The organism is Altererythrobacter sp. GH1-8, from assembly GCF_043702085.1.
Taxonomy (GTDB): domain Bacteria; phylum Pseudomonadota; class Alphaproteobacteria; order Sphingomonadales; family Sphingomonadaceae; genus Erythrobacter.
Genome location: NZ_CP171690.1, coordinates 1,582,480 through 1,608,556, shown reverse-complemented (window position 1 = coordinate 1,608,556; position 26,077 = coordinate 1,582,480). Strand labels below are relative to the sequence as shown.

Below are 26,077 nucleotides of genomic sequence, written 5' to 3'. Positions count from 1 at the left end.
ACCAAGGCATGTTGATGAATGGGCTTTTGAAGGGAAGTGCTTTCGCTGCGATTGCAGCCACACTCGCCTTTACCGCAGCACCCGCGCCCGCCGAGGCACAGAACCGCGGTGCAGAAAACCGTCCGGAACGGACGCAGGAGCGCGGTGAGCGCCCCAACAATCGTGGACAGCGCGCACGCGAATTCCGTCAGGATCGTGAGGACCGACGGGTTGAGCGGCGCCCCGAACGTCGCGAAGAGCGCCCGGCAGATCGCCGCAGCGAACCCCGCCGCGACGTTGCACCTGCCGTTGAACGCAGGGTTGAGCGCCGGGAAGAACGCCGGGATGACCGGCACTCCGATTGGCGTGAGAATCGCCCGATTGAACGCCCCGCTGATCGCCCGGTTGAACGCCGCGTCGAGCGGCGTGAGGAAAGGCGGGAGGATCGCAGGGTTGAACGGCGGGACGACAGGCGCGATGGCGGCATTCGTGACCGCACCTATCGCGACGGATACCGCGACGGGCGGGTAGCGGACCGCCGCGGCGACCGGGTTGAACGGCGCGATGCCTATCGGGATGGGCGCCGCGATGGGTACCGCGATGGACGCCATTCGGGCTATCGTGATGCCAGCCGCCATGTCTATCGCGACCGGCGCTATTGGGGGCGCGGCGATTATCGCAATGACTATCGCCGGTGGGACCGCCATCACTGGCGCAACCACCACCGTTACAACTGGCGCGACTATCGTCACTCACACAGGCAGATTTACCGCCTGGGCCGGTATTACTCGCCTTATCGTCACCACTATTACAGCCGGATCAGCATCGGGTTCTATCTCGACCACCTGTTCTTCGGCAACCGCTACTGGATCAATGATCCGTGGCAGTATCGCCTGCCGGACGTCTACGGCCCCTATCGCTGGGTGCGCTACTATGACGACGTCCTGCTGGTGAACATCTACTCAGGCGAAGTGGTCGATGTGATCTACGACTTCTTCTGGTGAACACGCGAGGGGCACCGCGCGACCCGGGCGCTTCATCATCGCGAAACTGGCCCCTGCCGGCGCAAGCTGGCGGGGGTCTTTCCTACGCGGTCAGAGCTGCGCTAACTCATTGAGCGATAGAACGATTCCGCTTTTGGCAAAGCTTGTGCTAACTTCGCGTCCGAACGGGGCATGAGATTCCCTCGGGAGGGAAGAGGCTGAGGCCTCAAATGGGAAGGCCGCTGCGGACCGATTGAGTCTGCAGCGGCCTTTTTCGTGCCTCGCAAGGTTGGTGAAAGGTTCAGGCGTTCTTGCCAAACCACATCCGCGAAAGCCCAGGAACCTTGTCGATGAAGGAATGCTTCAGCGCGCCCAGCACATGCAGCACCACCAGCGCAAGAACGAAGGTCCCGCCGGCCTTGTGCAGATCGATGATTGCGCCTGCGGTGTCGAAATTCACTCCCACTGGAAACAGCGGGATCGTGAACAGTCCGAAGTAATCAATCGGGAAACCGGCATAGGAGCTCGCGAGCCAGCCGCCGATTGGAAGACCGATCAGGAGGACATAAAAGATCACATGAACTGTCTTCGCCAGAATACGCTCCCATCCGGCAACCGCTTCCGGCGGCGCTGGTGGACGATGCGTCAGGCGCCAGATCAGCCGCAGGATCGACAGGACAAGAATGGTGATACCAATCGCCTTGTGCGGAGCGATGGACGCAGCCTTGGCCGCGCCTTCCAGGTGCTCAGCCCCTTCGGCGATCCGCCAGTTGACGATAACGAGGATCGCGATAACCCAGTGAAAAACGATCGCTCCGGTCGAATAGCGCGCTTGCTGCGTAATGGACATTGGCCTCTCCCTTCCAACGAAGGCACCCTTCTATCACCGCGCTCAACAACCGCAAAGGCTCAGCTTGCTCCGATGCGATCAATCGCTAGGAATGGCATCCATGGCAAAGACTGAAATTATCCCTGACAAGGACGCGCTCGCCCGTGTGGGAGCGATGGTACGAGAGCGCCTCGACGCGGACCCGCGCGCTTACAGAGTCGGAACCGACAAGGCGGATCTCTACGCGATCGGCGATTTTCTGACGAAGCGTGAATGCGACCGGCTTTGCACGATGATCGACTTTGTGGCGAAGCCCAGCAGCCTGCACGAAGAAGACTATTCGAGCGGCTTTCGCACGTCCTACTCCGGCGATCTCGACCCGTGGGACAGCTTCGTCATGGGTATCTCGCGCCGGATCGACGATGTGCTTGGCCTGCCCAGCGAGAACGGCGAATCGGTCCAGGGCCAGCGTTATCTGCCCGGACAGGAGTTCAAACCGCACAATGACTGGTTTTACACCACGCAGGACTATTGGACGCTGGAGAGAAAACGCGGCGGGCAGCGCTGCTGGACTGCGATGGTGTTCCTGAACGAAGTCGAACAAGGCGGCGAGACGCACTTCACCGAAATCGGTATCAAGATCGAGCCCAAGCCCGGCGTACTGCTGGTGTGGAACAACGCGCTGCCCGACGGCACGCCCAATCCCGACACGATCCATGCAGGAACCCCGGTAGGAAAGGGGTCGAAGTACATTATCACCAAGTGGTACCGCACGAGGAAGCACCGCTAGCGCGTTACGAACTCAGGCTTTGGCAAGCGCCTCTGCGATCAGCTTGCGGCTGTTCTCAACGCCATACAGCGTAATGAAGCTGCCCATGCGCGGGCCCTGCTCTGATCCGAGCAGCGTTTCGTAAAGCGCCCGGAACCAGTCGCGCAGGCTCTCAAAGCCGTACTCCTCGCGCTTGCCGATTTCATAGACTTCGGTCTGGATCTCTTCCGCTGATATCGCTGGATCGAGCCCGGCCAGCACCTCATCTAGCTCGCGCAAAGCCGCAGCCTCATTCTCGCTTGGCGCGCGCTTCTTGAGCGTTGGGGCAACGAAATCGCGATTGTAGGCCAGCGCTGCATTGACCAGCACGTCGAGCTCAGGGTGCTTGGCCGGGTCTGCATCCTCGACGTAGTTCGCAAGGTAGGACCACACCGCATCGCGGTCAGCCTCCGCACCCAGCACGCCGACGAGGTTCAGCAGCAGGCCGTAGGTGACCGGCAGAGTGTCCCCTGCGCCCGGAGCTTCTGCCCCTTCGAAGCCTCCATTCGCGCGCAGCAAATGCCAGGCCGGATTGCCGAGCTGCTTGTCGAGAGGTTGTGACGCCAGCGCTGCGCGAAACTGCCAGTATTCGTCGACGGCGCGCGGGACGATTCCAGCATGGAGCTGCTTGGCGCTCTTGGGCTCGCGAAAGATATAGAGCCCGAGGCTCTCTTCCGTGCCGTAGGTCAGCCATTCGTCGATGGTGAAGCCATTGCCCTTGGACTTTGAAATCTTCTCGCCATTCGCATCGAGGAACAGTTCGTAGATGAAAGTCGTCGGCGGCGGCGAGCCGAGCGCGCGCACGATCTTGGAAGACTGCGTGACACTGTCCGTCAGATCCTTGCCGCTCATCTCGTAATCGACACCGAGCGCATACCAGCGCATCGCCCAGTCGACTTTCCACTGCAGCTTCGACTGGCCGCCGAGTGCGGACTGCTCGATGACGTTCCCGTCCTCGTTAGTGAAGCGGATGATGCCGCTTTCTGCATCGACCACATCCACAGGGACTTGCAGCACTGCACCTGTGGTTGGAGAGATGGGCAGGACCGGAGAATAGGTCTGGCGTCGTTCCTCACGCAAGGTCGGCAGCATGATATCGAGGATGTCCTGGTTCTTGCGCAGAACCTGCTTCAAGGCCTCGTCAAACTGGCCCGAATTATACATGTCGCTTGACGCGATGAATTCGTAGTCGAACCCGAAGCGGTCGAGGAATTCGCGCAGCATCGCGTTGTTATGCGCAGCGAAGCTTTCATGCTCATTGCTGAATGGGCTCGGGATGCGGCTGAGCGGCTTGTTCAAATTGGCACGGAGCACCTCAGCATTCGGAATGTTTTCCGGCACCTTGCGCAGCCCGTCCATATCATCGGAGAAAGCGACCAGCCGCGTCTTGCCGTCCTCAGGCTTTGCTCCGATGATCGCTTCGAACGCGCGGCGCACAAGTGTGGTGCGCAGCACTTCCTGAAAGGTGCCGATATGCGGCAGGCCGGATGGACCATACCCGGTCTCGAACAGGATCGGCGAGCCATCGGGCTTCGCGCCATCGGGATAGCGTTTGAGCAAGCGCTGCGCCTCTTGAAAAGGCCATGCCTTGTTCACCCGTGCAGCGTCCATCAGTTCATTCATGCTCATGCGGCTTGCCTCTTGCGCAAGCGGCGCGTGATGGCAAGAGAGAAGACTCGGCGGCCGGGCCAGGTCAGAACCAGGCGCGCAGGCCGATCAGGAATTTGAAGCCATCCGGATCTTTGCCCTCAGCCCTCGCGATGTCGGCAGTCTCGCCCAGTTTCGCCTCGTATTCGATGCCGATATAGGGCGCGAATTCAGGTACGAATTCATAGCGCAGCCGCAGCCCCGGTTCGATCTTCGTCAACCCTGCACCGATTTCGCGCTCAGGGATATTCTGAGCCGCCGCTTCCACTTCGATCCGTGGTTGAAGGATCAGCGCCTGCGTGATCTTCTGATCGTATTCGGCTTCGACCCGCGCAGTCAGATCGCCCCGGTCGGACAGGAACAGCGCGCCATCGACATGGAACATATATGGCGCGAGGCCTTGCACGCCGATTACAGCATGGGTGCGGGTGTCCGGCTCCGGATCGAAGCGGACGCCCGCCTGCAAATCGAAAAACGGACCGATCGCGCGTGAATAGAGCGCCTGTACCTCCGCATCCTCTGGCGTTCCGCCAAACTCACCTTCGCCCTCGGTCTTGAGCACAAAGCGGTTGATGTCGCCGCCATACCAGGCTTGCGCGTCCCAGACATAACCGGTCTCGCCACCTTCGACCGGGATGCGCGCTTCAAGCCGCTCGATCATCACCATCCCGGTTTTCATTGCGCCGTTTTCGCGGGCGAGCTGCGCGCGCGAAGGAGTCATCGCGGCTTCACCCCAGATGGCGTCGGCTGCATGGCGCGGTCCTTCGAACGCGCGCGCCGGGATAGCACTTTCGGGTGCGGCACCGGGGACAGACTTGTCTGCCGACATCGCATGACTGGAGTGATCCATCTGCGAATGATCCATGCTCTGATGCTGAGAATGGTCCATCTGCTGATGCTGAGAATGATCTTCTGCGCCGGTAGGCTCGCCATGTCCTTCATGGCCAGCATGCTCGTCCGAGTTTTCGGCCTTCGGCGGGCATTGCTCGGGCGGCAAATGGCCCATCGCGCAGTGATCCATCGGGGCGGCTTCGGATGCCTGACTGTGCCCGTGACCATGTCCCGCATGATCCTGAGCGGACGAGGGCGCTGCGACCACGGCAGCGCTCGCAAAAAGCAAGAGACGCATCACGCGTTTTCGCCCTCTGGGAACGGACGTACAGTGACGACCTGCATCATGCCAGCGTGCATGTGATAAAGCAGGTGGCAGTGAAACGCCCAGTCGCCGGGCTCATTCGCGGTCAGATCAAACGTAGCGGTGCCGCCAGGCTGCACGATCACAGTGTGCTTCAAGGGCTGGTGCATATTGTGGCCCGGATCGCCGTTGACCAGCTCGAAGAAGTGGCCGTGCAGGTGGATCGGGTGCGCCATCATGGTCTGGTTGACGAGCTTGACCCGCACGCGCTCGTCATAGCCGAAGCGGATCGGATCATCGGTGACGGCAGTGAACTTCTTGCCGTCAAAGCTCCACATGTAGCGTTCCATGTTGCCCGTCAGATGGATTTCCATCTCTCGTTCGACCTCGCGGTGAGGGTTCATCCGCTTGGATTTGAGGTCGGTGTAGCGCAGCACGCGGTGCGGGACGTTGTCGAGCCCGAGGCCGGGGAAGTCCATGCGGTCCATTGGCATGGGGGCGACCATGTCGAGACCAGGGCCAACCTTGACGTCCGGCGGTAGCTTTGAGGTGTCACGCATGTCATGATCCATGCCGCCCATGTCGTGGCCCATGGCCGCATGCGCCGAATGGTTCATCATGCCCATATCGGTCATGGTGAGCGTCGGCGTCTCGCGCAGCGGCGGCGGTGTCGCGATATGCCCTGCATGCGAAGTGAGGCTCGCAACCCCCATGCCGGAGCGGTCCATCGCTTCTGCAACGATCGCGTGGCTTCCGTCCGTGGGCGCAACAATGACGTCATAGGTTTCTGCGACGCCGATCTGGAACTCGTCAACTTCGACCGCGTCCACATCCTGCCCGTCGGCCTGGATCACCGTCATGGAAACGCCGGGAATACGGACATTGAAGAATGTCATCGCGCTGCCATTGATGACACGCAGCCGGACCCGCTCGCCCGGCTTGAACGCGAGTTGCAGATTATCAGCCGGGCCGTGGCCATTGATGAGGTAAGTGTAGGTCGCCGCTGTTACGTCGGAAATGTCACGCGGATTCATCCGCATCTGCCCCCACATGCGGCGATCCGCGCCTGACATTGCGCCTTCCGTTGCGGTCTGCATTTGGCGGTTGAAATAGTGTTCTCCGACCTTCAGCTTGCGCATAATCTCGTGCGGATGGATCGGTGTGAACTCGCTCAGCAGGATGACGTAATCACGATCATAGCGCGGATCAGGCTCGTCATTCTCAATGATGATCGGGCCGTAATGTCCCGCCTGTTCCTGCAAGCCTGAATGCGAGTGCCACCAATAGGTCCCAGTCTGGCGGATCGGGAATTCATAGGTGAAGGTCTCGCCCGGCTTGATGCCTGGAAAGCTGACGCCTGGAACGCCGTCGAACTGGAATGGCAGCAAGAGGCCATGCCAGTGGATCGAGGAAACCTCCTTGAGCCGGTTCGTCACATGCAGCCTGACGTTCTGTCCTTCCTTCAAGCGGATGAGCGGCCCCGGCACCGTGCCGTTGACTGCAAAGGCATGGCCCGCACGCCCGCCTGTCATGAAATGATGGTCAGCGATCTCGAGGTAAATGTCTTCGCCCGACAGCTCGCCAAAGCCGTTCCTGGCATGAGGCATTGCCTCGCCCTTCGCCCAGGCTGGCATGGGCAGCGAGGCGGCGGCGGCAAGGCTCGCAGTGCTGGTGATAAGACGGCGGCGATCGAGAGAAATAATCATCAGAAGGTCAGAACTTGCAGTTTGGGGGTGCGCCCCCACATATATACCCCCATAGGGTATTTCAACGGGAGTTCGTTCAATGTCTGATCGGACCAATGCCAAGGTCAACCGTTTGCACCGCATCGCAGGTCAGGTTCGCGGTGTTGCACAAATGATCGAGGATGACCGCTATTGCATCGACATCCTGCACCAGATCGCAGCGATCAAGTCCGCGTTGGCCAAGGTTGAGTCCCAGGTCCTGAAGGACCACGCGGCCTGCTGCGTTGCTGAAGCCATCGCCTCTGGCAACGAAACAGAGCAGAAGCAGAAGTTTGAAGAACTGGTCGATCTGCTCGAACGTACCCGCAAGTAAGCGAGTTGTTGACGATGAAAAATCCACGCACCGCCACACTGTATCGCATGGTCATGCCCGACCATTTGTGCCCCTCTGGCCTCAAGGCCAAATGGCTGCTGGAAAAGCACGGCTACACGATTGAGGACCATCACCTCACGACCCGCGAGGAAACCGACGCCTTCAAGCAGAAGCACGATGTCGCGACCACGCCGCAAGCATGGATCAATGGCGAACGGATCGGCGGGTACACCGATCTGCGTGCCCATTTTGGTAATCCGGTGCGCGACAAGAGCAAGACAACCTACACGCCAGTGCTGGTGTTGTTTGCAATGATGGCGCTGATGGCGCTGGCAGCGGCTTTCGTCACAACCGGACAGCCCATCACTATCCTTGCAGCAGAGTGGTTCGTCAGCTTCTCCATGTGCGCACTTGCTTACCTCAAGCTGCGCGATGTCGAGAGTTTCTCGACCATGTTCCTCAATTACGACCTGCTCGCGCGACGGTGGGTTCCCTACGGTTATATCTATCCGTTTGCAGAGGGCCTTGCTGGTGTGCTGATGACCGCGCACATCCTCGACTTCATCTCAATCCCTGTCGCTCTGTTCATCGGGACGATCGGTGCGGCAAGCGTGTTCAAGGCGGTCTATCTCGACAAGCGCGAGCTAAAATGCGCCTGTGTTGGCGGCGACAGCAATGTGCCGCTGGGCTTCGTCTCCTTGACGGAAAACCTCTTCATGATCGGCATGGCGCTGTGGATGCTTGCTAAACCCGCGCTCATTTGAGCAATCCGCGGCTTGTCAGCCGTTCGCTATGTGTTCTAACGCAGGAAGGTGCCCTCCCCGCTCCCCCTTCCCGCGCTCCACGCCAGCCATTCCGGCAACTGGCTAAGGCCGCCTAACGGCAGCACCGGGACGGTCTCCAAGGGCGATGCTATCATGGCGGCCGCCGACACGCCTGTTCTGCTCCTTAATGCACCACTTGTGGCTTCGCGGCTCGGCTATCCCGACCTATCTGGCCTCGATCTGCTGGAGCTGTTCGCCTTTGTCCATCCGGCCAGGTTCTGCGTACCCACTCCGCGCGGGCTGGCTGAAGCCTTGGGTCTGGAAGAGTCTGGCAATGACGAAGGCGTGCCTGAGTTCCTGCAGCTGGCCGCAGGCGCGCTGATCGAAACTTGTGAGAGCACAGAGTGGCGCGAGCGCGAAGGCGCGTGGTCTTCACTGCAAACACTGGTGCGGATGCGGTGGCCGTGGGCGAATGTCATTACTCCGCATGTCGCCAAGCCTGAAAAGGCCGAGAAGTGGCTGTTCTCAAAGCTGCCCGAATGGGAAGAAGCGCCTGAGCGCGCCGCACCGCGCCAGGTGGAGCTGCCGAGCGATGCAGTCGAGATGCAGCTCGACGATCTCACTGGAGAGGGAGCAGAAAAGCGCGAGGGCCAGCGCGCCTATGCGAAAGACGCCGCGCGGATGTTCGCGCCACGAGACAAGCGCGACCTGCCGCATGTGCTGCTTGCCCAGGCCGGTACCGGGATCGGCAAGACGCTCGGCTATCTCGCGCCCGCATCGCTCTGGTCGGAAGCCTCGCAGGGCACAGTCTGGGTCTCCACCTTCACCAAGAACCTTCAGCGCCAGCTCAGGCAGGAAAGCCGGCGCGCGTGGCCTGAACGGCGCAGCGATGGATCACGGCCGGTCGTCGTGCGCAAGGGGCGCGAGAATTACCTCTGCCTACTGAACCTCGAAGACGCGCTGCAAGGCGGCTTTTCTGGGCGCCCTGCGATCCTCGCACAACTGGTCGCGCGCTGGGCCGCTTACAGCCAGGATGGCGACATGATCGGCGGAGATTTGCCCGGCTGGCTCGGAACGCTGTTCCGCAAGCGCGGGATCACCGCGCTGACTGACCAGCGCGGCGAATGCGTCTATGCAGGTTGCCCGCATTACCGCAAATGCTTCATCGAACGCGCTGCACGGGCGAGCGCGCAGGCTGATCTGGTGATCGCCAACCATGCGCTGGTAATGGTCAATGCTGCGCGCGGGCGCGACCATGCCCAGCGCCCGACACGGGTCATTTTCGATGAAGGGCATCACGTTTTCGAAGCCGCGGATTCGACTTTCGCCGCTGTGCTTTCCGGGCAAGAAGCGATCGAACTGCGCCGCTGGATCGTGGGGCCAGAGCGAGGGAACCGCGGACGGCGGCGCGGTCTGCTTGCCAGGCTCGCCGATGTCGCAAGCTATGATGAGGCAGGCGGCAAAGCGGTGGAAGCGGCGGTGGAGGCGGCACATGCGCTGCCGTCTGACGGGTGGCTTCAGCGCCTCAATGAAAACGCGCCTTCAGGCCCGCTCGAAGCCTTGCTCGCGCAGGTGCGCAGCGTCACTTATGCCCGCGACGAAAGCGGCGGGCAGGAAGCGGGCTATGGCATCGAAACTGAGGCCAGCGGGCTGCCCGGCGAGCTGATCGAAGCGGCAGGTGAGGCACAGGCCGCGCTCGCTGCCATGCGCGGCCCGCTAATCAAGCTTGCGACACGCCTCGAAGCCGTGATCACTGACGCGCCTGACTGGCTCGACGGGCAAGGCCGCGCACGGATCGAAGGTGCGCGCCACTCGCTAGCCTGGCGGATTGATCTCCTCGCCGCGTGGGAATCGCTGCTCGACCGCCTGGGCGGCCCGGCCGACCCCGAATTCGTCGACTGGCTAAGCGTCGAGCGCAACGACGCGCGCGAGTTCGACATTGGCATCCACCGCCGCTGGCTCGACCCGATGAAGCCGTTTGCCAAGGTCGTGCTGGAGCCCGCGCATGGCGTAATGCTGACCAGCGCGACGCTGACTGACCGCGCGCCAGATGCCGATCCGTGGGAAGCCGCGATTGCCCGGTCTGGCGCGCAGTATCTCGATACCCAGCCGCTTTTGTCGGCTGCTGATAGTCCGTTCGATTATGCCAGCCGCGCTGAAGTCCTGATCGTAACCGACATCAGGAAAGGCGACCTCCCAGCTTTGGCGGGTGCTTACGCGAGGCTGATCGAAGCGGCGCAAGGCGGCGTGCTTGGCCTGTTCACTGCGATCCGCCGGATGCGCGCGGTGCATGGGCGGATTGCTGACCGGCTCGCGCGCGCTGGCTTGCCGCTCTACGCGCAGCATGTCGATCCGATCGATACTGGCACGCTCGTCGACATCTTTCGCGACGATCCGCGCGCGTCGCTGCTTGGGACCGACGCCTTGCGTGATGGCGTCGATGTTCCGGGTGAAAGCCTTCGCTGCGTGGTAATGGAGCAGGTCCCGTGGCCCCGGCCAGACATCCTCCACAAGGCGAGGCGCGCCGCGAATGGCGGCTCTGCCTATGACGACCGCATCATCCGCGCCCGGCTCGCGCAGGCATTCGGACGTCTGATCCGAAGCAAAGACGATGCGGGGCAATTCATCGTATTGTCGCCTGCTTTTCCGAGCCGATTGCTGAGCGCGTTTCCGCCGGGGACGCCGGTTACGCGACTGACCTTGGAAGAAGCGCTGAAACGGGTTGAACAAGGTGTTGCAGGGACAAGCAACTCTGCTAGTTCAGCTGACGAACCGGTCGGTGGTGGTTCGGTCGAACAGTGAGAATGTCTGCGTGAAAATCCTCGCACTCTTGCGGCATGCGAAGTCCGACTGGGACGACATGGCGAAGCGCGATTTTGATCGCGGCCTGAATGATCGCGGACGCAAGGGCGCCAAGCTGATTGGCGAGCATATGCGCGGGCATGGGATCAAGTGGGATGTTGTTCTCGCCAGCCCGGCGGAGCGCGTCAGGCGCACGCTCGACGAAGCGATGCCGGATGCAGAGGTTACGTTTGACGCACGGCTTTACCTAGCCAGTGCGGAAACGATCTTCGAGACTGTCGCCAGTCAGGCCGCGGATGCGGACAGGGTGCTGGTGGTGGGCCACAATCCGGGCTTGCAGGAAGTGCTGTTCGAGCTTGTCGCGCCGGGTGACGAGAACGAGTTGTTCGACGAGGCTTCACGCAAATTTCCGACTGCTGCCTTTGCGGTCCTGGAATGCGATATCGACAGCTGGGAGGACCTCAAGGAAGGCTCCGGCAAGCTGGTCCATTTCGCTCGCCCGCGCGATCTCGACCCAGAGCTTGGGCCGGAATATTAGGTCACCGCCTCCGGAAATGGCATTAGCCCATGCGAGTGGATTTCTTGGAACCAGGAACACGGTGTCAACAGACGGCCAGCCTGCCTGGTTTCACCTAGTCGTTCGCTCGCTCGACCGGATTGAGCAGAAATGCACCGTCGGTAAAGGACGGTTTCGGCCGATAGGCGCGAAAGACAAGCAGGAACGGCCCATCCGGAGCTGGCAGCCAGTTGCCGGCCCCTGTTGGCTTGGCGTGCGCGATATCGATCGAGATCCCTCCGTCTTCCGATCTCACGAGATCAGCACCGGTGCTGCTGATTGCATAACGATCGATCGCATTGTCATAGAGGAACCAGCGTCCAGATCCATCAGGCTGATAGAGCGTCAATGACCAGAATGCCTGGACAGGAACCTCCGGGGCAATGCGCAATCGATAGCGCGCCCTGCCATCCAGCGCATCACCGGCCGAATCGCGCGTTGTTATCGAGTTGAACGCTTCCTGCTTCGGAAGCGCTGCGAGACCACCCAACGCGATGGCCGAACGATACACATCGTCGGTCCCGAACTGGGCAATATTGGAGGCAGGGTAGCGCCACCCGTTGCGAAATGTTCCTGCGTTTTCGAATACCTGCCTGGCTTCGCGGTAAAAGGTAGGGAGATTACTTTCCCAAATGCGCTGCATGATGGGATCAAGCTGGGCAAAAGACCCGCGATCACCCGGCACAAGTCCAGCTGGCGCGAAACAGGCCAGCCGTTCAGCGTGACTTGGCGGCAATGGATCGCGCGCCAAAGCCTCGTTCACAGCGGCAAGGAACTGGCTTGCTCCAGGACTCTCGGGTAGCGCTTCTCCAAGCTCGGCCTCGATCGGCACATCGCTCTCAATCGTGTAGGCCGCCTGCAAGCGCCGCGCTTCAGCAAGGTCACCGCTTCCCTCGACAAATGTTCGCGCGACAAGCCAGGCGTCACGTGTCGGCGAGCGGATCAGCGTTTCCCCGGCAGAGGCCGACCCTTCCCATTCAGGTCCCGCGATGAGGAACTCGCGCCGGACTGTGCCTTCATTGCGCAGGATCGCAAAAGTGTCTGAGAATCCATGCATCAGCTGAACGCTATGATAGCGATCTCCCATCGCGGGTATCGAAAATCGCACGGGGCCTTCAGACAGATCGAGCCAGGCAGTGGAATAGAGGGTATCGCTGTTGGGCGTGGTTATCGTGCGGTCATCCGGCCTTGACAGCGCCGGGCGATGGATCAGGGCGTTGAAATCGGCCCCAGACAGAGAGAGCATCCGCTGCCGCGTGCGCGCCGTCTCGTAAAGCGGCAGAGCAAACTGAAACGCACGGCGAGCGGCTTCCTTCTTCGTTGCCGACGCAGTGCAGCGTGCCGCCTTTTCCTCGCCACCGCTATGCAGCGGCGCCGCGCAGGATGATGCGAGAAGCGCGAGCGGGAGGATTACAAGGGCTGTTCTCATAACATGTGGTCTTCCGTGTGTGGCGCGGAAGGAGATCAAGCCTCCAGGGCGGCGTAATCAGGCAGTTGATGCCCGTCGAGAACGGCGGCCTAACAAGAATGCTTGGCTCGGAATGTCGAAAATGCAACATTCCCCAATGATGGACCTTACACGCTTCCGACCGAAACCTTTCTTGAGCTTCCTCGATGAAGGTCAGGTTGCTCGCCTAAAGGCGGCTGGCAATCTGCGGAGACTGACCGACGGACAGTATATTCACAGCCGTGGAGATACAGATCCTGGCATTTCAATCATTGAGAGCGGCGCTGCGAAAGCGGGTATCTACGGAACCGATGGCGAGTTCATCCTCACATCGTTCCTGGGGCCGGGACATTCCTTCGGCGAGTTTACCGTGTTTACGGATATTCCGCTCAGTCACGATATCTCTGCGGTCGGTCCGACGAGCGTCATCCGTATTCCGTCACAAAGATTTCTCGAGCTCGGCACCGAGGAGCCCGCCTATCTCAGTGCCTTGATGCGTGCGACGCTCATGCGATCACATATCCTGCTGGAAATGCTCCATGCGATCCGCATCTTGCCGCTCGTGCCGCGCGTCGCCAAGTTCCTGCTTGTCCTCACGCCCCCTCCACCCGCCAAGCCGAAGGTCCGCTTCAAGCAAACCGACCTTGCTGCAACGATTGGGCTGTCACGCGCATCCATGAACCGCGCTCTGACGGAGCTGGAGAAGGTCGGCCTGATCGAGCGGAGCTACGGCGCAATCACGATCACCAGCAGCAGCGACCTGCTGGAATGGCTCCGCGATCAAAGCGGCGATTACTGATGCCGTAGATTTAGCGCACCTGCATAAACGGGCTCGTTGCAAGATTGCCTCATTTTCGACATTCAGGCTTAGACGCTGCTGTTACTTCGTCACTCGCAAAAGAAAAGCAATCTCGGATTGCGATTGGGAGAAACAGCAAAGGGAATTGACTCTCTTGCTCCTTCACACCGATCCGGGCGTGCTGCTGAGAGAGGATTGGCAGATGTCTAAGAATCAACGCGTAAACGCAGTCTTGCTGGCTGGAATTTCGGCTGTGGCATTAGCTGCAGGGCCATCGATTGCTGCAGCACAGGAGCAGTCCAGCGAGCCTGCGGCAAGTGACGATTCGGGCCAGCTACCCACCATTATCGTCAGCGCGACTCGGCGTGCCAACGACGTTCAGGACATTCCTATCGCGGTTACAGCCATTTCTGCTCAGCAACTCGAGCGAGCAGGTGTAGCAGACATCACGGCGATTGATTCGGTAGCCCCCAGTTTCAATCTCAATTCCTTCGGAACATCGACCGGGGGGACGACTTTGCGCATTCGAGGAGTCGGCACGACCGGTAACAACACTGGCCTTGAAAGCGCCGTCGGTGTGTTTCTGGATGGTGTTTACCTCTCCCGTCCCGGCATCGCGCTTGGCGATCTGCTCGATGTCGAGCGGGTCGAAGTCTTGCGCGGGCCGCAGGGCACGCTGTTCGGACGCAACACATCAGCCGGCGCGCTCGACATTCGGACACGCAAGCCGCAGCTTGATATCGTGGAAGGTTTTGCCAATGCGACCTATGGCAACTTCGACCTGATCAATGTGCAAGCCGGGATCAATGTGCCGGTCGTCACGGACAAGATTGGACTTCGCTTCGCCGGCGCAGTGCGCGACCGCGATGGTTATATCGAAGGTCCGACGGGGATTGAAAGCAACTCCATCGAACGGCTTTTGTTACGCGGCCAGGTGCTGTTCGATCTGGGCTCTGCGGGCGAACTGCGCATTATCGGCGATTACACCGAAGGCGACGACAGCTGTTGTCATGCGATCTGGATCCGTGACGGCTCAACGGTCGACTTTGACGCTTTCGGGCTGCCCGCAAATGGCGGTGCGCCCAACGTCGGCGAAGACGCGTTGGAGGACCTCAAATCCAATGACGGCCAGTTCGACACGCCATTTGAAACCTGGGGCCTCTCTGCGGAATACAATGTCGATATCCCCTTCGGCGAACTGACCTACGTCGCTTCGTACCGCGACTTCGAAGTCCGCACTGCGCTGGAAACCGATTACACTCAGCTACGCATGTTTACGGCCGGCGCCTCAGATCAGGCAAGAGCGCTTGGCGGTCAGAATTTCGAACCGTTGAACAATCCGACCAGAATCAAGTCAACCACGCATGAACTCCGCCTTCAAGGAGAGGCGTTTGACGGAGGTCTGGATTGGCTGATTGGCGCCTATTACTCGTGGGAGAAGATCGAAGAAAAGAAATCCCTCACTTTGCTGGATCAGTTTCAATCGGGCGTAAGCGGCGGGCTCTTCGGGGCTCTGCCGCTTCAGCCCAACCCGTTGTTCCTGACCGCAGGCGGGGTCGATGCAACCGGGGATTTCGCATCCAATCGCTATGAGCAGACCGGCAAGTCGTTCTCCATCTTCACCCACAACGTCTTTTCCGTCACCGACCAGTTGGACCTCACAGTTGGGCTTCGCTACGTCGATGAAAGCAAGGATGGCACGTTCACGCAGGTGGATGGCGAGTATGATGCTTGCCTTGGCACACTGGGCGCAGGTGCGGGCAATTTTCTCGGAGTAGGCGGAGTCGCACTCAACTGCTTCGTGTTTGTCGCACCAAGCCTGGAAGTGCTGGAGGGAATAAACCCGGCGTTCGCGGCCAATCCGCTGGCGCTAGCGCTGCTGCCGCGTGAATTCGATGATACGTTTGAAGACGACGAGCTGATCTACACGATCAACGCGACTTTCCGGCCGAGCGAGGACATCACTTTCTACGGTAGCTTTACACACGGCTTCAAATCCGGTGGCTTCAATCTCGATGCGTCCGCAGGTGTAGGCGGCGCTGACCCGCGCTTCGCCTCAGAAGAGGTCGATGCGTACGAAATCGGAATGAAGGCTGAACTGCTCGATCGCCGCGCGCGGATCAATATCGCATTGTTCGACACCGTGCTCAGCGATTTTCAGGTCCTCGATTTCACTGGCGTACAGTTCCAAACATTCAACGTCGACAAGGCGCGCAGCACTGGGTTTGAGGTCGAAGGCCAGGCCCAGCTATCGGACGGTCTGTCGGCTAACGCAGCGGTCACTTACACTGACGCTCGCTATCCAAGCGATTGCGCGGAACAAGACCCGACGGCGGCGGGTTTTAATCCGAATGCTGCCACGCTTTGCGGAGCATCGCTCACCAACGCCCCTGATTGGACGGTGGTGTTTGGAAGCACTTACGAAGCACCGATTTCTGACCGTCTGGAATTCTTTCTATCCGGCACTGCGCGCTATGAAAGCAGCCGCCGGACATCCACTCTCCCTTCAGAGGTCTTGCGCCCGGACCTGCCTTTGCCGGGTGACATCCAGGATGGGAATGTTCGGGTAAACCTGCGTGCGGGCATCGGCGCAGATGATGGCAGCTGGGCACTCGAAATATGGGGAAATAATGTGTTCGACGAGCGGGTGCGGACAGGCACGTTCACTGTCCCGCTTCGCGGTGCACTGGGCAACCGCGCACGGGCCTCTTTCGTGCAGGACCCGGCGACTTATGGGGTGACGGTCAGAACCCGCTTCTGATCAGTCCTTCCTCTTCGTCTGGATTGCTGATGTGTGGTGTCAACGACTGGGTCGTCAGCTGAATGTCGGCTGTCAGCTCAGAATCTGACGTGGCCCCACACCTTCAGCACCCAGCCGGTCATCCTTGTTGTAGAGTTGGCACTTCCTGAGGCTGAGGCAGCCGCAGCCAATACAGCCGTCAAGCGTGCTGCGCACCCGTTCCAGCTCGGCAATGCGCTGGTCGAGCTGGGACCTGATCGAGCGGCTGATCTTGCTCCAGTCGCGCGCATTCGGTGTGCGCCCTTGCGGCAGCCTGCGCATTTCCTGCTCGATCTCGTCCAGTTGCAATCCCAGCCTCTGCGCAATCAGGATGAAACTCAAACGCCGGATATCACTGCGCATGAAGCGGCGCTGGTTGCCTGAGCTGCGAAAGGCCTCGACTAGTCCCTTCTCCTCGTAGAAGCGGATCGCAGACACGCTCAGGCCCGTGCGCCGCGCCAGTTCCCCGATCGAAAGAAGGTCGTTCGCTTTCATCGATTCCAGTGATAGCAATATTATAGCTTGATCTCAAGTTAGATTGAGATTGTAGAGGGGATGCACTCGCGGGGCAAAGGCAAGCCAAGGCCAAGCTCTTGCCCTCGCAAACACGAAGGAGTGCATCATGCCCAAAGGAACAATCGAACACGTGAATATTTCCGTCACCAACCCTGCCCGCAGCGCTGGACTTTTCCAGAAATTGCTCGGCTGGCACATCCGCTGGGAAGGTGGCTCCATGAATGGCGGACACACCATCCATGTCGGCACTGAGACCAGTTACCTGGCGCTTTACACCGGCGAACATGTCAAAGGTGACTATTCCAAGGGACAGCCGCTCAACCATGTAGGCTTCCTGGTTGATGATCTTGATGCTGCTGAACGCTTGGTTGAAGAGCACGGTCTCGAACCATTTGGCCATGACGATTATAATCCCGGCAAGCGGTTCTATTTCTGCGACTGGGACGGGATCGAGTTCGAAATTGTTTCCTATGAAGGATCAGCGTCATGAACGAGCCGATCCTGCAAGAGCCAATCTTCGCTTCTACAGCAGGTTCTGCTGGACTGCACCGCCTTTCGTCCAAGGCTGATCGGTCCGGTCAATCGCGATTTCTCCAGCCCATGGCACGCACAATTCGCGCGCTGCTTCAGGCGATCCGTCGGTCCAGACCGCATAATTTTCTGGACCCACAATAACCGGCATGCGGGTGTGAACCTGTGCTGCCACACCTGCAGCATCCGTCATGACCATCGAATAACAATTGCCCCACTCATCGCTGCCTCGCCACACCCCTGCACAAGCGAACAACTCGCTGTCTGGCAAGGATAGCCAGCTGCGCGTCTTGCTGCCTTTGACACCCTCTGCCTCTGCCCAGGCAGTGACAGGGATCAAGCAGCGCCGCTCGGCAAAGCTGAATTTCCAGAAGAAGCTGTCGAGCTTGTCGGTGCGAGCGTTGTTGACGGGTTTGGGCTTCAAGGGCTGGCCTTGCTTGCCTTTCATGACCAGCGGGAAGCCCCAGGTCATCTGCCGCAAGATGCCTTCAGCGACGACTGCCCCGGGATAACCGGGATAGACTTCATCGCCAAAGTTGGCACCGCCCAGCGCTTCTATGGCTTCGAACCAGGCGGCGACTTCGTCTTTGCCCTTGGTCATGCGGTAGAGGTTGCACATAAGGCATTCCCCCTAAGCATTGCCGACAACAAAGCACGCGGCTGCCATCAACGCGCCTGCCCAGCGGTTCGAACGGAATCGTGCCAGCGGATTGTCCGGATCATCTGGGTCGAGCGTTACGACTTGCCAGAACAGGTGCAACGCCACCGGGAGCAGCGCGAGGAGCGCGATCCAATCGGGCCGCAACAGCCAGATGCCAAGGCACCACAGCCCGATCGCCAGACAGTAGAACAGCGTTACCCCGCTTTGCACTCGATCGCCCAGCCGCAAGGCACTGGAACCGATGCCGACGAGCGCGTCATCGTCGCGGTCCTGCAGCGCGTAGATCGTATCATAGCCAATGATCCATGCGACGGTGCCCGCGTAAACAGCAGCCAGAGCGTCAAGATTGTCCCCGCGCATCGCGAACCAACCGACCGGCAAACCCCAGCTGAACACCATGCCGAGCCAGGCCTGCGGCCACCAGGTGATCCGTTTCATGAAGGGATAGGCTGCGACCAGTGCAAGACTTGCCAGCGCGACCAGTTGGGCTTCGAAACGCAGTTGCAAAAGCACGATAAGGCCGATCAGGCAGAGCGTAACGAGCCATATCCACGCCGCTCGCTTGCTGACGCGGCCACTCGCCACAGGGCGTACGGCCGTGCGCGCGACTTTCGCATCCAGTTTTGCATCGACGATGTCGTTATAGACGCAGCCTGCCCCGCGCATGGCAATGCTGCCAAGCAGAAACCAGCCGAGCAGCGACCATTGCGCTCCGCTGCCTGAAAGCCACACGCCCCATACGCACGGCCAGAACAACAACCACCAGCCGATCGGCCGGTCAAATCGCGCCAGTTGCGCAAGATCGCGCGGCATTTGCGGCAGGCGCGCGACCAAACCGCGATGCTCGCTATCAGGGACAATTTGCTCCGACATGCTTGCTCCCTAGCCTGCTCCGCGCTTAGGGAAAAGCCATGCCTGCCACACCTTCCTGGCCGCCCAAAAGTGCACCGCGCCTGTTTGTCGCAGAGCCGCTCAGCGAAGGACTGGTAGTCGACATCGGCGGCAATCAAGCGCATTACCTCGCACGAGTCATGCGCGTGAGCGCTGGCGACACTGTGATCCTGTGTGACAACCAGACCGGTGAGTGGACTGCAGAAGTGAGTGATGTCGCCAAGCGGTATCTCACGCTAACTGTCACAAACCAGCTTCGCCCGCGCGAAGAGGTGCCCGATTTCTGGCTTTGTGCTGCCCTGCTGAAGAAGGATTGCTTCGATCTCGTTTTGGAGAAAGCGACCGAACTGGGCGTTGCGCGTATTCAGCCTGTGCTGATGCGACGCTGTGTCGCGGACAAGCTCAACCTCGAGCGCGCATCGACAATCGTCACTGAAGCAGCAGAACAGTGTGCCCGCACCGCCCTGCCAAAGCTAGAGGAGCCTGTGAAGCTGGAGGCCTTGCTTCGTCATTGGCCTGAGGACCGCTTGCTGTTCTTCGCGGATGAGGACGGTGGCCGTCCTGCTAACGCCGCCTTTGCCGCAAGTGCGGGTCCAGCCGCTCTGCTTGTTGGCCCGGAAGGAGGATTTGATGATGCTGAGCGCGCCATGCTGCGCAATCATCCCGCGGTGTCACCAATCAGTCTCGGCCCGCGAATACTTCGCGGTGAGACTGCGGCCATTGCAGCGACAGCGCTCTGGATGGGTATCAAAGGGGATTGGCCGGATGAGAAATAAATTCGCTGGCGCAGCAATTATCGGTTGCCTAAGGCAACTCGCATGAGCACACGCGAAGCCTCTACCGCTGACGATCCGATTATCGAGAGCCGCGACCAGCTGGTCGCTCCGATGATGCGTGGCGAGAAGCCCAAAGCTGACTGGCGCATCGGCACAGAGCACGAAAAGCTTGTCTACAAACGCGATGATTTCCACGCTCCATCTTACGATGAAGAGGGAGGTATCCGTGATATCCTGCTGAGTTTGCAAGAGTTCGGATGGGAGCCAATCGAAGAACAGGCAGAAGACGGTTCTGTCAACGTGATCGCCATGAAAGGCGACGATGGCACCGTGAGCCTTGAGCCGGCCGGACAGTTCGAGCTTTCTGGCGCACCTCTCGAAAACCTGCATCAGACCTGTGCCGAGACCGGTCGGCACCTCGCGCAGGTCAAGCAAATCGGCGAGCAATGCGGGGTCGGCTTTCTCGGGCTAGGGATGTGGCCGGACAAAGCCCGCGAAGACCTTCCGATGATGCCAAAATGGCGTCACGCGATCATGCGGCGTCACATGCCCAAAGTTGGCAATCTGGGGCTCGACATGATGCTGCGCACCTGCACGATACAGGTCAATCTCGACTATTCGTCTGAAGCCGACATGGCGCAGAAATTCCGAACAGGGCTGGCCCTGCAACCTTTGGCGACCGCGCTGTTTGCGAACTCGCCTTTTACTGAGGGGAAGCCCAATGGCTACCTCTCATACCGCAGCCATATCTGGTCAGATACCGATCCGCATCGAACCGGGATGCTGCCATTCGTGTTCGAGGACGGCTTCGGCTATGAACGCTGGGTCGACTACATGCTGAACGTGCCGATGTATTTCGTGTTCCGCGATGGCCAATACATCGATGCAGCGGGGCAAAGCTTCCGCGATTTTCTCAAAGGCGAGCTGCCGGCTCTGCCCGGACAGAAGCCAACGGAAAGCGACTGGTGGGATCATCTTTCGACGGCCTTTCCCGAAGTACGTCTGAAAAGTTTTCTGGAAATGCGCGGGGCTGATGGTGGTCCATGGAGCCGAATTTGCGCGCTGCCCGCATTCTGGGTCGGCCTGCTGTACGATCAGACAGCGCTCGATGCGGCATGGGAACTCGTCAAGCACTGGTCGATGGAAGAGCGGGAAGCGTTACGCAACGCTGTGCCACGCGAAGCCTTGCAGGCGCAGATCCCTGGCGGAGGCAAACTGCAGGATCTCGCCAAAGACGTGCTGACGATCGCGCGGAGCGGGCTCAATGCGCGTGCGCGGCTCAACGATTCCGGAGACAACGAAACCGGGTTCTTGGAGACGCTCGACGAAATTGTCGAGAGTGGAAAGTGCCCGGCGCAGCGACTGCTCGACCGGTATCATGGCGAATGGGACGGCGACGTTAAGCGAGTCTACAAGTACAGCTTCTGAAGTCAGGAGGCATTATGGCGATTCAGTACAGCGGCACCATGCGGTACCAGCCGGGCATCTTCGAACAGCACCACGAATCGATCGCTGAAGTCGTACGGAAAAGCCGCGAGGAACCTGGATGCCTGGCTTATTCTCTTGCGCGAGACGTTGCCGATCCTGACCTTTTTATCCTCTATGAAAGATGGGAAAGTCAGGAGGCATTTGACGCGCATTTCGCCTCACCGCACGTTCAGGAATTCGCAAAGCTGGTGAAGACCTTTGGCAAGGTCGACACCAATATTCACAAATTCATCACCGATGACGGTGAATTTGTTCGTTAAGCCCGTTGGAGCTCAGCGGAAAGCGCGGATCCGTCCACTATCGTCGAGGACATAGAGCGTTCTGTTTGCGACCACTGGAGCGAGGCTCACTGGCTCGTCCAGGTCGCGATAGAGACTGGCTGAACCTTCGCCGGTGCTGACCTTGTAGAGCGCGCCCCGAGAACTTGCGACCCACAGATGGCCGCCCGCAAGGACTGGCCCGGTCCAGAATATCGGACCCTCGCGATCCTCTTCATCCTTGAATTGCTGCAATTGGGAAATCCAACGTACTTTGCCATTGGATCGCGCAATCGCGAGCAAACGGGCATCATCGGTCAATGTGAAGATCCACTCACCCGCAATAGCCGGGGTCGAAATTCCAGCCAGATTCAGTTCCCAGATGCGTTGGCCTGTGATGAGCTCGTAGGCGGCCATGCGGCCACCTTGCCCAAGCGCGTAAACGCGCCCTGAATCGATGATCGGATCGGCATCGATATCCGTCAGCGAGCCCACCTCTGTCGAAATCGACGTACGTGCCAGCGCATCGGCCCACAGGATGCGCCCATTCTCGTAACGGTAAGCGGATAGTTCACCGGAGGAATAGCCCGCGAGCACCGTCGATTGCCCCGCCGCGGGGGCTGCAACCCCAAACACGCCTGCTTGTGTCGTCGAGCCCGATTCCTGCCAGATCTGCGATCCATCTTCTGCATTGAGAGCAAAAATCTGGTTGTCCTGAGTCATGACAAAAATCTGACCGAAGGCGATCGTAGGAGACCCGCGCAATGGACCAGCTGGCTGAACCTTCCATTCCTGGGTTCCTGTTTCCGCATTCAATGCGATGACTTCACCAACCCCATTGGTCGCGTAGACCCGCCCGTTCGAAATGCTGGCGCCGCCGCCAAAAGCAGAATCCTCAAGCTTGCCATCCAATTGCATCTTGTAGGTCCACCGGCGCGCCCCGCTTTCAGCATCAAAGGCGTGGACGACACCGTCTGTGCCAACCGCAACCAGCAAGCCATTGCCAACAACCGGGGCAGCGGCAAGACGACGGCGTTCACTCGAACCAGCGATCTGTGCGCTCCAGATAAGCGATGGATTATCTGCCAATGCGAGGTGCCCATAGGATTTGCTCGCAGTACCTCCCACTTGAGCCCAATCGGCATTGGTTTGCGCAGGCGGCAAAACAACAGACACACCAGCGAGATCTGGGGAAACCTTTGCGCCCGTTTCGATGCGCGAAAGAATAGGCATACGTTCGCCAACAGTGGGCGTCGTTTTCTTGTCGCCACCGCCGAAAAGTCCACCGCTACACCCAGCGAGCGCTGCTCCTGCCATTGCAAGAACCGCTACGCGCGCCGCAAATTTTCCCGTCATTCTCACCGTCTTCATCATCCCATCATTGGCTTCAGCCGCATAAGTCTCTGCATTCACAAAGATGATCAAATACCAGCTGCACCATTCCCCTCACCGGCAGGAGCAACACCTTGCTCTTCCAGCAACTCTTCGACATCTTCAATAGCGTCCACGCCGAGTAGACCAGCCAGTTGGCGAGCCCGTGCTCGCAAACTGGCGGGTACTTCGTCCGATTTGGAAATCTCGCTCAGCAGCGCGCCAGCCTGCGCCTGATCACCATTCTCCAGATGAGCCAGGGCCACGAGTTCACCGGCGCTTCCAAACCAGGCATTTCCAGGCACGGCCATGGGTCCAAGCGTCGCAATAACATCGGACGGCTTACGCTCATCAAACGTAAGCGCCACTTGGCGGATCCGCGCCAGATTGCGCAAGGCTTCCGGGGCGCTCGCATCGTCGGCAACCGCTCCATATATGGCGGCTGCTTCTGCGCTTCGCCCTTGTTCAACTGCAACTGCAGCGCGGGTCAACTCTGCAAGGACAGCCGCACCGCCTTCACTGTTCTGCGTGAGCAGCGCAGCAGCTTCGTCTGCCTGAGACAGATTTCCTGCTTCGAATTGATCAATAATTGCAACCAGCTGCTCGGATTCCGCTTCCATTGCAGCTTCCTGCTGGTTCTGCCAGAACAGAAAGCCGCCAAAGGCGGCAAGTCCAAGGACTGCGACTATTGCCAAAGGTACGCCAAATCGTTTGGCGAATTGCGCAAAATCGTCCTGGCGCACTGCATCATCGATCTCACGCAGCAGCACTTCGTCAGCTGCGGCAATCTTGCCAGCCTTGCTGCCGGCCTCATCTTTGTTTCTTGACGGTGTCAGGGCCACTACTTGGCTCTTTCCTTGCAAACTCGAGAATGTATCAGGCGGCTTTAGAAGGGGTCAGCCCACACCGCAATGGCATCCAGACCCTGTCCCCGGCCAGTTGAACCGTAAATGAAGAGGTAACTGTGCGATTCCTCTCGCTTTAGGCAATGACTTCCTGTCTCATCGCACTTGCATAGAGGCGTCGATAGCGATCGAGAGCCGAATTGTGATCGTAATGCTGTGCGGCGTAAGCCTTGTTGGCTGCGCCGATCGAAGAGCAATTCTCATCGTCGTCAACAAGCGAACGCACAGCCCTTTCGAGGTCGAGCGCTGCATTAGAGCTTGCAGTGTGAACCGCGTTCTCGGTCGCAAGTAAAGCGGCATTGTCACTTCCCGACAAAGCAAGTACCGGTTTGGCAGCGGCCATCGCCATAATGGTCGCATCGGGCCTGCCGCGACTTTGCCCGATGCTTGCCCAGATATCGAACAGGCCGATTACCTTTTGTAGCTCGCCGACCGGCCTCGCGATGTGCAACCGGTGTGCGATCTCCAGGCTTTCCGCTTGCGCACTGAGCGGATCTGCATCGAGGTCTCCAACAAAGACAACGAGATGCCATGTTTCGGGAAGTTTGCTTAGGGTTGTGACAAGCGAGCAGAACGCACCGACATCACCAGAGTCCTCGAACAAAGCGCCAATCCAGCGCTCTCCTTCGCGTTTGATCACCCCCGGCAGGGCGTCAGCCCTTGGCTTGGCGATTATCGACTCGATCGCAATCCCCGGTGCAAAGCGCTTTACGCGCCCCATCGGTTGCTGCCAGTCGACCAATGCGATTTCCTCCATTCGCTCGCTCGTAACAACCAGGCCGGAGGCCCTTCCCAGCGCAATACGCCGGTACCAGCAGCGGCGTTTGCTCAAACGTCTCTCTTCTCCGACCAGCGTGCTTTCATGGTGCACCAGCGGTGGCAGACCAAGCGCTTCGCCAAAAAGGGTATGCGCCATCGCAACATCGATTGCGCCCCAACCATAGCTCAGCACAAGCTCGAAGGGCTTGATTGCGTTGGCCAGCCGCAGCAAGCGTCCAGGCATCGGCTTGCCTGAAAGCGCAGGAAAATCGGTCGCGAAAGCAGGCCTTGCAGATGTCGTATCTTGGGCGGCAGCCTGCCAAAGCTCTGGCGAAATTCCCGCGAGAGTGTGCGACAGATTCCTTCCAAGCTTCGACAGCCTTTTAGGCAGCCTTTCAGCGGCAAAATCAGCAGGATCGCAAATACAGTGAAGGATGCGTAATTTGCCCATACCGCCCTGCTTACTTGGCTTGCGCAAGCAACGCATCAATCGCGTCCAGAGACTGAGGTTCATCAAGCATCGGGGCATGGCCAATGCGCGGCAATGTCACGTGAACCAGCTCTGGGACGCGGCGATGCATTTCTGCCAGGGTCTGACTTGTAAGCAGATCGCTAAGTTCACCGCGAAGGATCAACAACGGCGCATTGCCAAGCGCTTCAAATGCTGGCCAAAGGTCCGGCGGTGCGGCATTGCCGGGCTGCTTGAATGGCTCTGCAATAGCCATGTCATAGTCAAGCGTGATGCGGCCGTTTGGCCCGACGACCATCATCCGTTTCGCCAGGTCGAGCCATCGCTCAAGATCGTAATCGGGGAAGCTGCCACCATGTTCCTCCTTGAGCGCACGTGCCGCATGCATCCAAGTCGGAAAATTCCGTCCCTGGCCGACATAGCCGGCAATCCGTTCAATCCCGGACGGATCGACAACCGGACCAATGTCGTTGATCACCGCTGCGGCAATCCGGCTCGCGTCCTTGGCAGCCATGAGCATGGTCATCAATCCACCCATGGATGTTCCGATTGCTGCAAACCGGTCAATTCCCTCTTGCTTCAGCAAGGCTTCGACATCGGCGACATAGGTCAACGGCGAGTAAGTGGCGCTGTCCTTGGCATAATCGCTTTGTCCCCGCCCGCGCATTTCCGGCACGACGACTCGATGTCTGGCTGAGAGATGCTCCGCCAACGGCGCGAAATCGCGTGCATTGCGGGTCAAACCGTGCAGGCATAAGACCGGCAACGCACCGTCTGGCCCGGCATAGTCACGAAAATGAAGTGTGAGTCCATCGGCGCTTTGCCAATAGCGGTCACGATACGGCAAATCAGTCAAGTCAATTGCGC

The 26,077-nt window shown here is 59.5% G+C and carries 24 protein-coding genes; 12 read left to right on the top strand and 12 right to left on the bottom strand.

Annotated elements, in window-relative coordinates:
* Nucleotides 1-14 precede the first annotated feature (14 nt).
* The gene (locus ACG9DO_RS07845) at nt 15-983 is read left to right on the top strand and encodes an RcnB family protein (protein ID WP_394726834.1); all 969 of its coding nucleotides are present in this window, start codon (nt 15-17) and stop codon (nt 981-983) included.
* Nucleotides 984-1,263: 280 nt separating this feature from the next.
* Here the strand turns inward: ACG9DO_RS07845 and ACG9DO_RS07840 are convergent, their stop codons facing one another.
* Nucleotides 1,264-1,812 carry a cytochrome b gene (locus ACG9DO_RS07840; protein WP_394726832.1) on the bottom strand — a complete coding sequence of 183 codons (549 nt, stop codon included), beginning with the start codon at nt 1,810-1,812 and terminating at the stop codon, nt 1,264-1,266.
* A 100-nt stretch (nt 1,813-1,912) separates the two neighbouring features.
* On the opposite strand from ACG9DO_RS07840, the gene ACG9DO_RS07835 reads away from it, so the two are divergent.
* A complete protein-coding gene (locus ACG9DO_RS07835; protein ID WP_394726830.1) occupies nt 1,913-2,581 on the top strand; it encodes a prolyl hydroxylase family protein in 669 nt (222 codons plus the stop codon).
* A gap of 12 nt (nt 2,582-2,593) precedes the next feature.
* Here ACG9DO_RS07835 and ACG9DO_RS07830 read toward each other — a convergent pair whose 3' ends face one another.
* The 3 genes from ACG9DO_RS07830 to ACG9DO_RS07820 form a co-directional block, all read right to left on the bottom strand.
* Nucleotides 2,594-4,228: a lysine--tRNA ligase gene (locus ACG9DO_RS07830; protein WP_394726828.1), complete on the bottom strand. Its 1,635-nt coding sequence runs from the start codon at nt 4,226-4,228 to the stop codon at nt 2,594-2,596.
* 64 nt (nt 4,229-4,292) lie between these two features.
* Nucleotides 4,293-5,375, bottom strand: coding sequence for a copper resistance protein B (locus ACG9DO_RS07825; RefSeq protein ID WP_394731231.1), 1,083 nt, complete (start codon nt 5,373-5,375; stop codon nt 4,293-4,295).
* Nucleotides 5,375-7,087 carry a copper resistance system multicopper oxidase gene (locus ACG9DO_RS07820; protein WP_394726826.1) on the bottom strand — a complete coding sequence of 571 codons (1,713 nt, stop codon included), beginning with the start codon at nt 7,085-7,087 and terminating at the stop codon, nt 5,375-5,377. The genes ACG9DO_RS07825 and ACG9DO_RS07820 overlap by 1 nt, the downstream gene beginning before the upstream one ends.
* Before the next feature lie 79 nt (nt 7,088-7,166).
* On the opposite strand from ACG9DO_RS07820, the gene ACG9DO_RS07815 reads away from it, so the two are divergent.
* The 4 genes from ACG9DO_RS07815 to ACG9DO_RS07800 are packed head-to-tail and all read left to right on the top strand — an operon-like array spanning nt 7,167 to nt 11,543.
* Complete coding sequence (locus ACG9DO_RS07815) at nt 7,167-7,439, top strand: metal-sensitive transcriptional regulator (protein ID WP_394726824.1); 273 nt, start codon at nt 7,167-7,169, stop codon at nt 7,437-7,439.
* A 14-nt stretch (nt 7,440-7,453) separates the two neighbouring features.
* On the top strand, nt 7,454-8,203 hold the full coding sequence (locus tag ACG9DO_RS07810) for a MauE/DoxX family redox-associated membrane protein (RefSeq protein WP_394726822.1): 750 nt from the start codon (nt 7,454-7,456) through the stop codon (nt 8,201-8,203).
* Between the two features lie 48 nt (nt 8,204-8,251).
* Complete coding sequence (locus ACG9DO_RS07805) at nt 8,252-11,005, top strand: ATP-dependent DNA helicase (protein ID WP_394726820.1); 2,754 nt, start codon at nt 8,252-8,254, stop codon at nt 11,003-11,005.
* 10 nt (nt 11,006-11,015) lie between these two features.
* A complete protein-coding gene (locus tag ACG9DO_RS07800) occupies nt 11,016-11,543 on the top strand; it encodes a SixA phosphatase family protein (RefSeq protein WP_394726818.1) in 528 nt (175 codons plus the stop codon).
* 94 nt (nt 11,544-11,637) lie between these two features.
* Here the strand turns inward: ACG9DO_RS07800 and ACG9DO_RS07795 are convergent, their stop codons facing one another.
* Nucleotides 11,638-12,990: a DUF1254 domain-containing protein gene (locus ACG9DO_RS07795; RefSeq protein WP_394726816.1), complete on the bottom strand. Its 1,353-nt coding sequence runs from the start codon at nt 12,988-12,990 to the stop codon at nt 11,638-11,640.
* Nucleotides 12,991-13,126: 136 nt separating this feature from the next.
* Here ACG9DO_RS07795 and ACG9DO_RS07790 point away from each other — a divergent pair, with 136 nt between their 5' ends.
* Both ACG9DO_RS07790 and ACG9DO_RS07785 read left to right on the top strand, forming a co-directional pair.
* Nucleotides 13,127-13,807: a Crp/Fnr family transcriptional regulator gene (locus ACG9DO_RS07790; protein WP_394726814.1), complete on the top strand. Its 681-nt coding sequence runs from the start codon at nt 13,127-13,129 to the stop codon at nt 13,805-13,807.
* A 202-nt stretch (nt 13,808-14,009) separates the two neighbouring features.
* Nucleotides 14,010-16,568 (top strand): TonB-dependent receptor, encoded by a 2,559-nt coding sequence (locus tag ACG9DO_RS07785; RefSeq protein WP_394726812.1) that lies wholly within the window; start codon nt 14,010-14,012, stop codon nt 16,566-16,568.
* A 72-nt stretch (nt 16,569-16,640) separates the two neighbouring features.
* On the opposite strand, the gene soxR is transcribed toward ACG9DO_RS07785, so the two are convergent.
* A complete protein-coding gene (gene soxR, locus ACG9DO_RS07780) occupies nt 16,641-17,081 on the bottom strand; it encodes a redox-sensitive transcriptional activator SoxR (RefSeq protein WP_394726810.1) in 441 nt (146 codons plus the stop codon).
* Nucleotides 17,082-17,208: 127 nt separating this feature from the next.
* Here soxR and ACG9DO_RS07775 point away from each other — a divergent pair, with 127 nt between their 5' ends.
* On the top strand, nt 17,209-17,592 hold the full coding sequence (locus ACG9DO_RS07775; protein ID WP_394726808.1) for a VOC family protein: 384 nt from the start codon (nt 17,209-17,211) through the stop codon (nt 17,590-17,592).
* Between the two features lie 33 nt (nt 17,593-17,625).
* Here ACG9DO_RS07775 and ACG9DO_RS07770 read toward each other — a convergent pair whose 3' ends face one another.
* Nucleotides 17,626-18,252 carry an SOS response-associated peptidase gene (locus tag ACG9DO_RS07770; protein ID WP_394726805.1) on the bottom strand — a complete coding sequence of 209 codons (627 nt, stop codon included), beginning with the start codon at nt 18,250-18,252 and terminating at the stop codon, nt 17,626-17,628.
* Between the two features lie 12 nt (nt 18,253-18,264).
* On the bottom strand, nt 18,265-19,167 hold the full coding sequence (gene ubiA, locus ACG9DO_RS07765; protein WP_394726803.1) for a 4-hydroxybenzoate octaprenyltransferase: 903 nt from the start codon (nt 19,165-19,167) through the stop codon (nt 18,265-18,267).
* A 38-nt stretch (nt 19,168-19,205) separates the two neighbouring features.
* On the opposite strand from ubiA, the gene ACG9DO_RS07760 reads away from it, so the two are divergent.
* Genes ACG9DO_RS07760 through ACG9DO_RS07750 form a run of 3 tightly spaced genes read left to right on the top strand, consistent with a single transcriptional unit; the run spans nt 19,206 to nt 21,709 of the window.
* Nucleotides 19,206-19,961, top strand: a complete 756-nt coding sequence (locus ACG9DO_RS07760; protein ID WP_394726801.1) for a 16S rRNA (uracil(1498)-N(3))-methyltransferase — start codon at nt 19,206-19,208, stop codon at nt 19,959-19,961.
* A gap of 42 nt (nt 19,962-20,003) precedes the next feature.
* On the top strand, nt 20,004-21,389 hold the full coding sequence (locus ACG9DO_RS07755; protein WP_394726799.1) for a glutamate--cysteine ligase: 1,386 nt from the start codon (nt 20,004-20,006) through the stop codon (nt 21,387-21,389).
* Nucleotides 21,390-21,403: 14 nt separating this feature from the next.
* On the top strand, nt 21,404-21,709 hold the full coding sequence (locus ACG9DO_RS07750) for a putative quinol monooxygenase (protein ID WP_394726797.1): 306 nt from the start codon (nt 21,404-21,406) through the stop codon (nt 21,707-21,709).
* A 12-nt stretch (nt 21,710-21,721) separates the two neighbouring features.
* On the opposite strand, the gene ACG9DO_RS07745 is transcribed toward ACG9DO_RS07750, so the two are convergent.
* The 4 genes from ACG9DO_RS07745 to ACG9DO_RS07730 form a co-directional block, all read right to left on the bottom strand.
* Nucleotides 21,722-23,077, bottom strand: a complete 1,356-nt coding sequence (locus tag ACG9DO_RS07745) for a PQQ-binding-like beta-propeller repeat protein (RefSeq protein WP_394731229.1) — start codon at nt 23,075-23,077, stop codon at nt 21,722-21,724.
* A gap of 50 nt (nt 23,078-23,127) precedes the next feature.
* Nucleotides 23,128-23,919, bottom strand: a complete 792-nt coding sequence (locus tag ACG9DO_RS07740) for a tetratricopeptide repeat protein (RefSeq protein ID WP_394726795.1) — start codon at nt 23,917-23,919, stop codon at nt 23,128-23,130.
* Nucleotides 23,920-24,058: 139 nt separating this feature from the next.
* On the bottom strand, nt 24,059-24,985 hold the full coding sequence (locus tag ACG9DO_RS07735; RefSeq protein ID WP_394726793.1) for a glycosyltransferase family 1 protein: 927 nt from the start codon (nt 24,983-24,985) through the stop codon (nt 24,059-24,061).
* A 217-nt stretch (nt 24,986-25,202) separates the two neighbouring features.
* Nucleotides 25,203-26,066, bottom strand: a complete 864-nt coding sequence (locus ACG9DO_RS07730; protein ID WP_394726791.1) for an alpha/beta fold hydrolase — start codon at nt 26,064-26,066, stop codon at nt 25,203-25,205.
* Between the last annotated feature and the right edge of the window lie 11 nt (nt 26,067-26,077).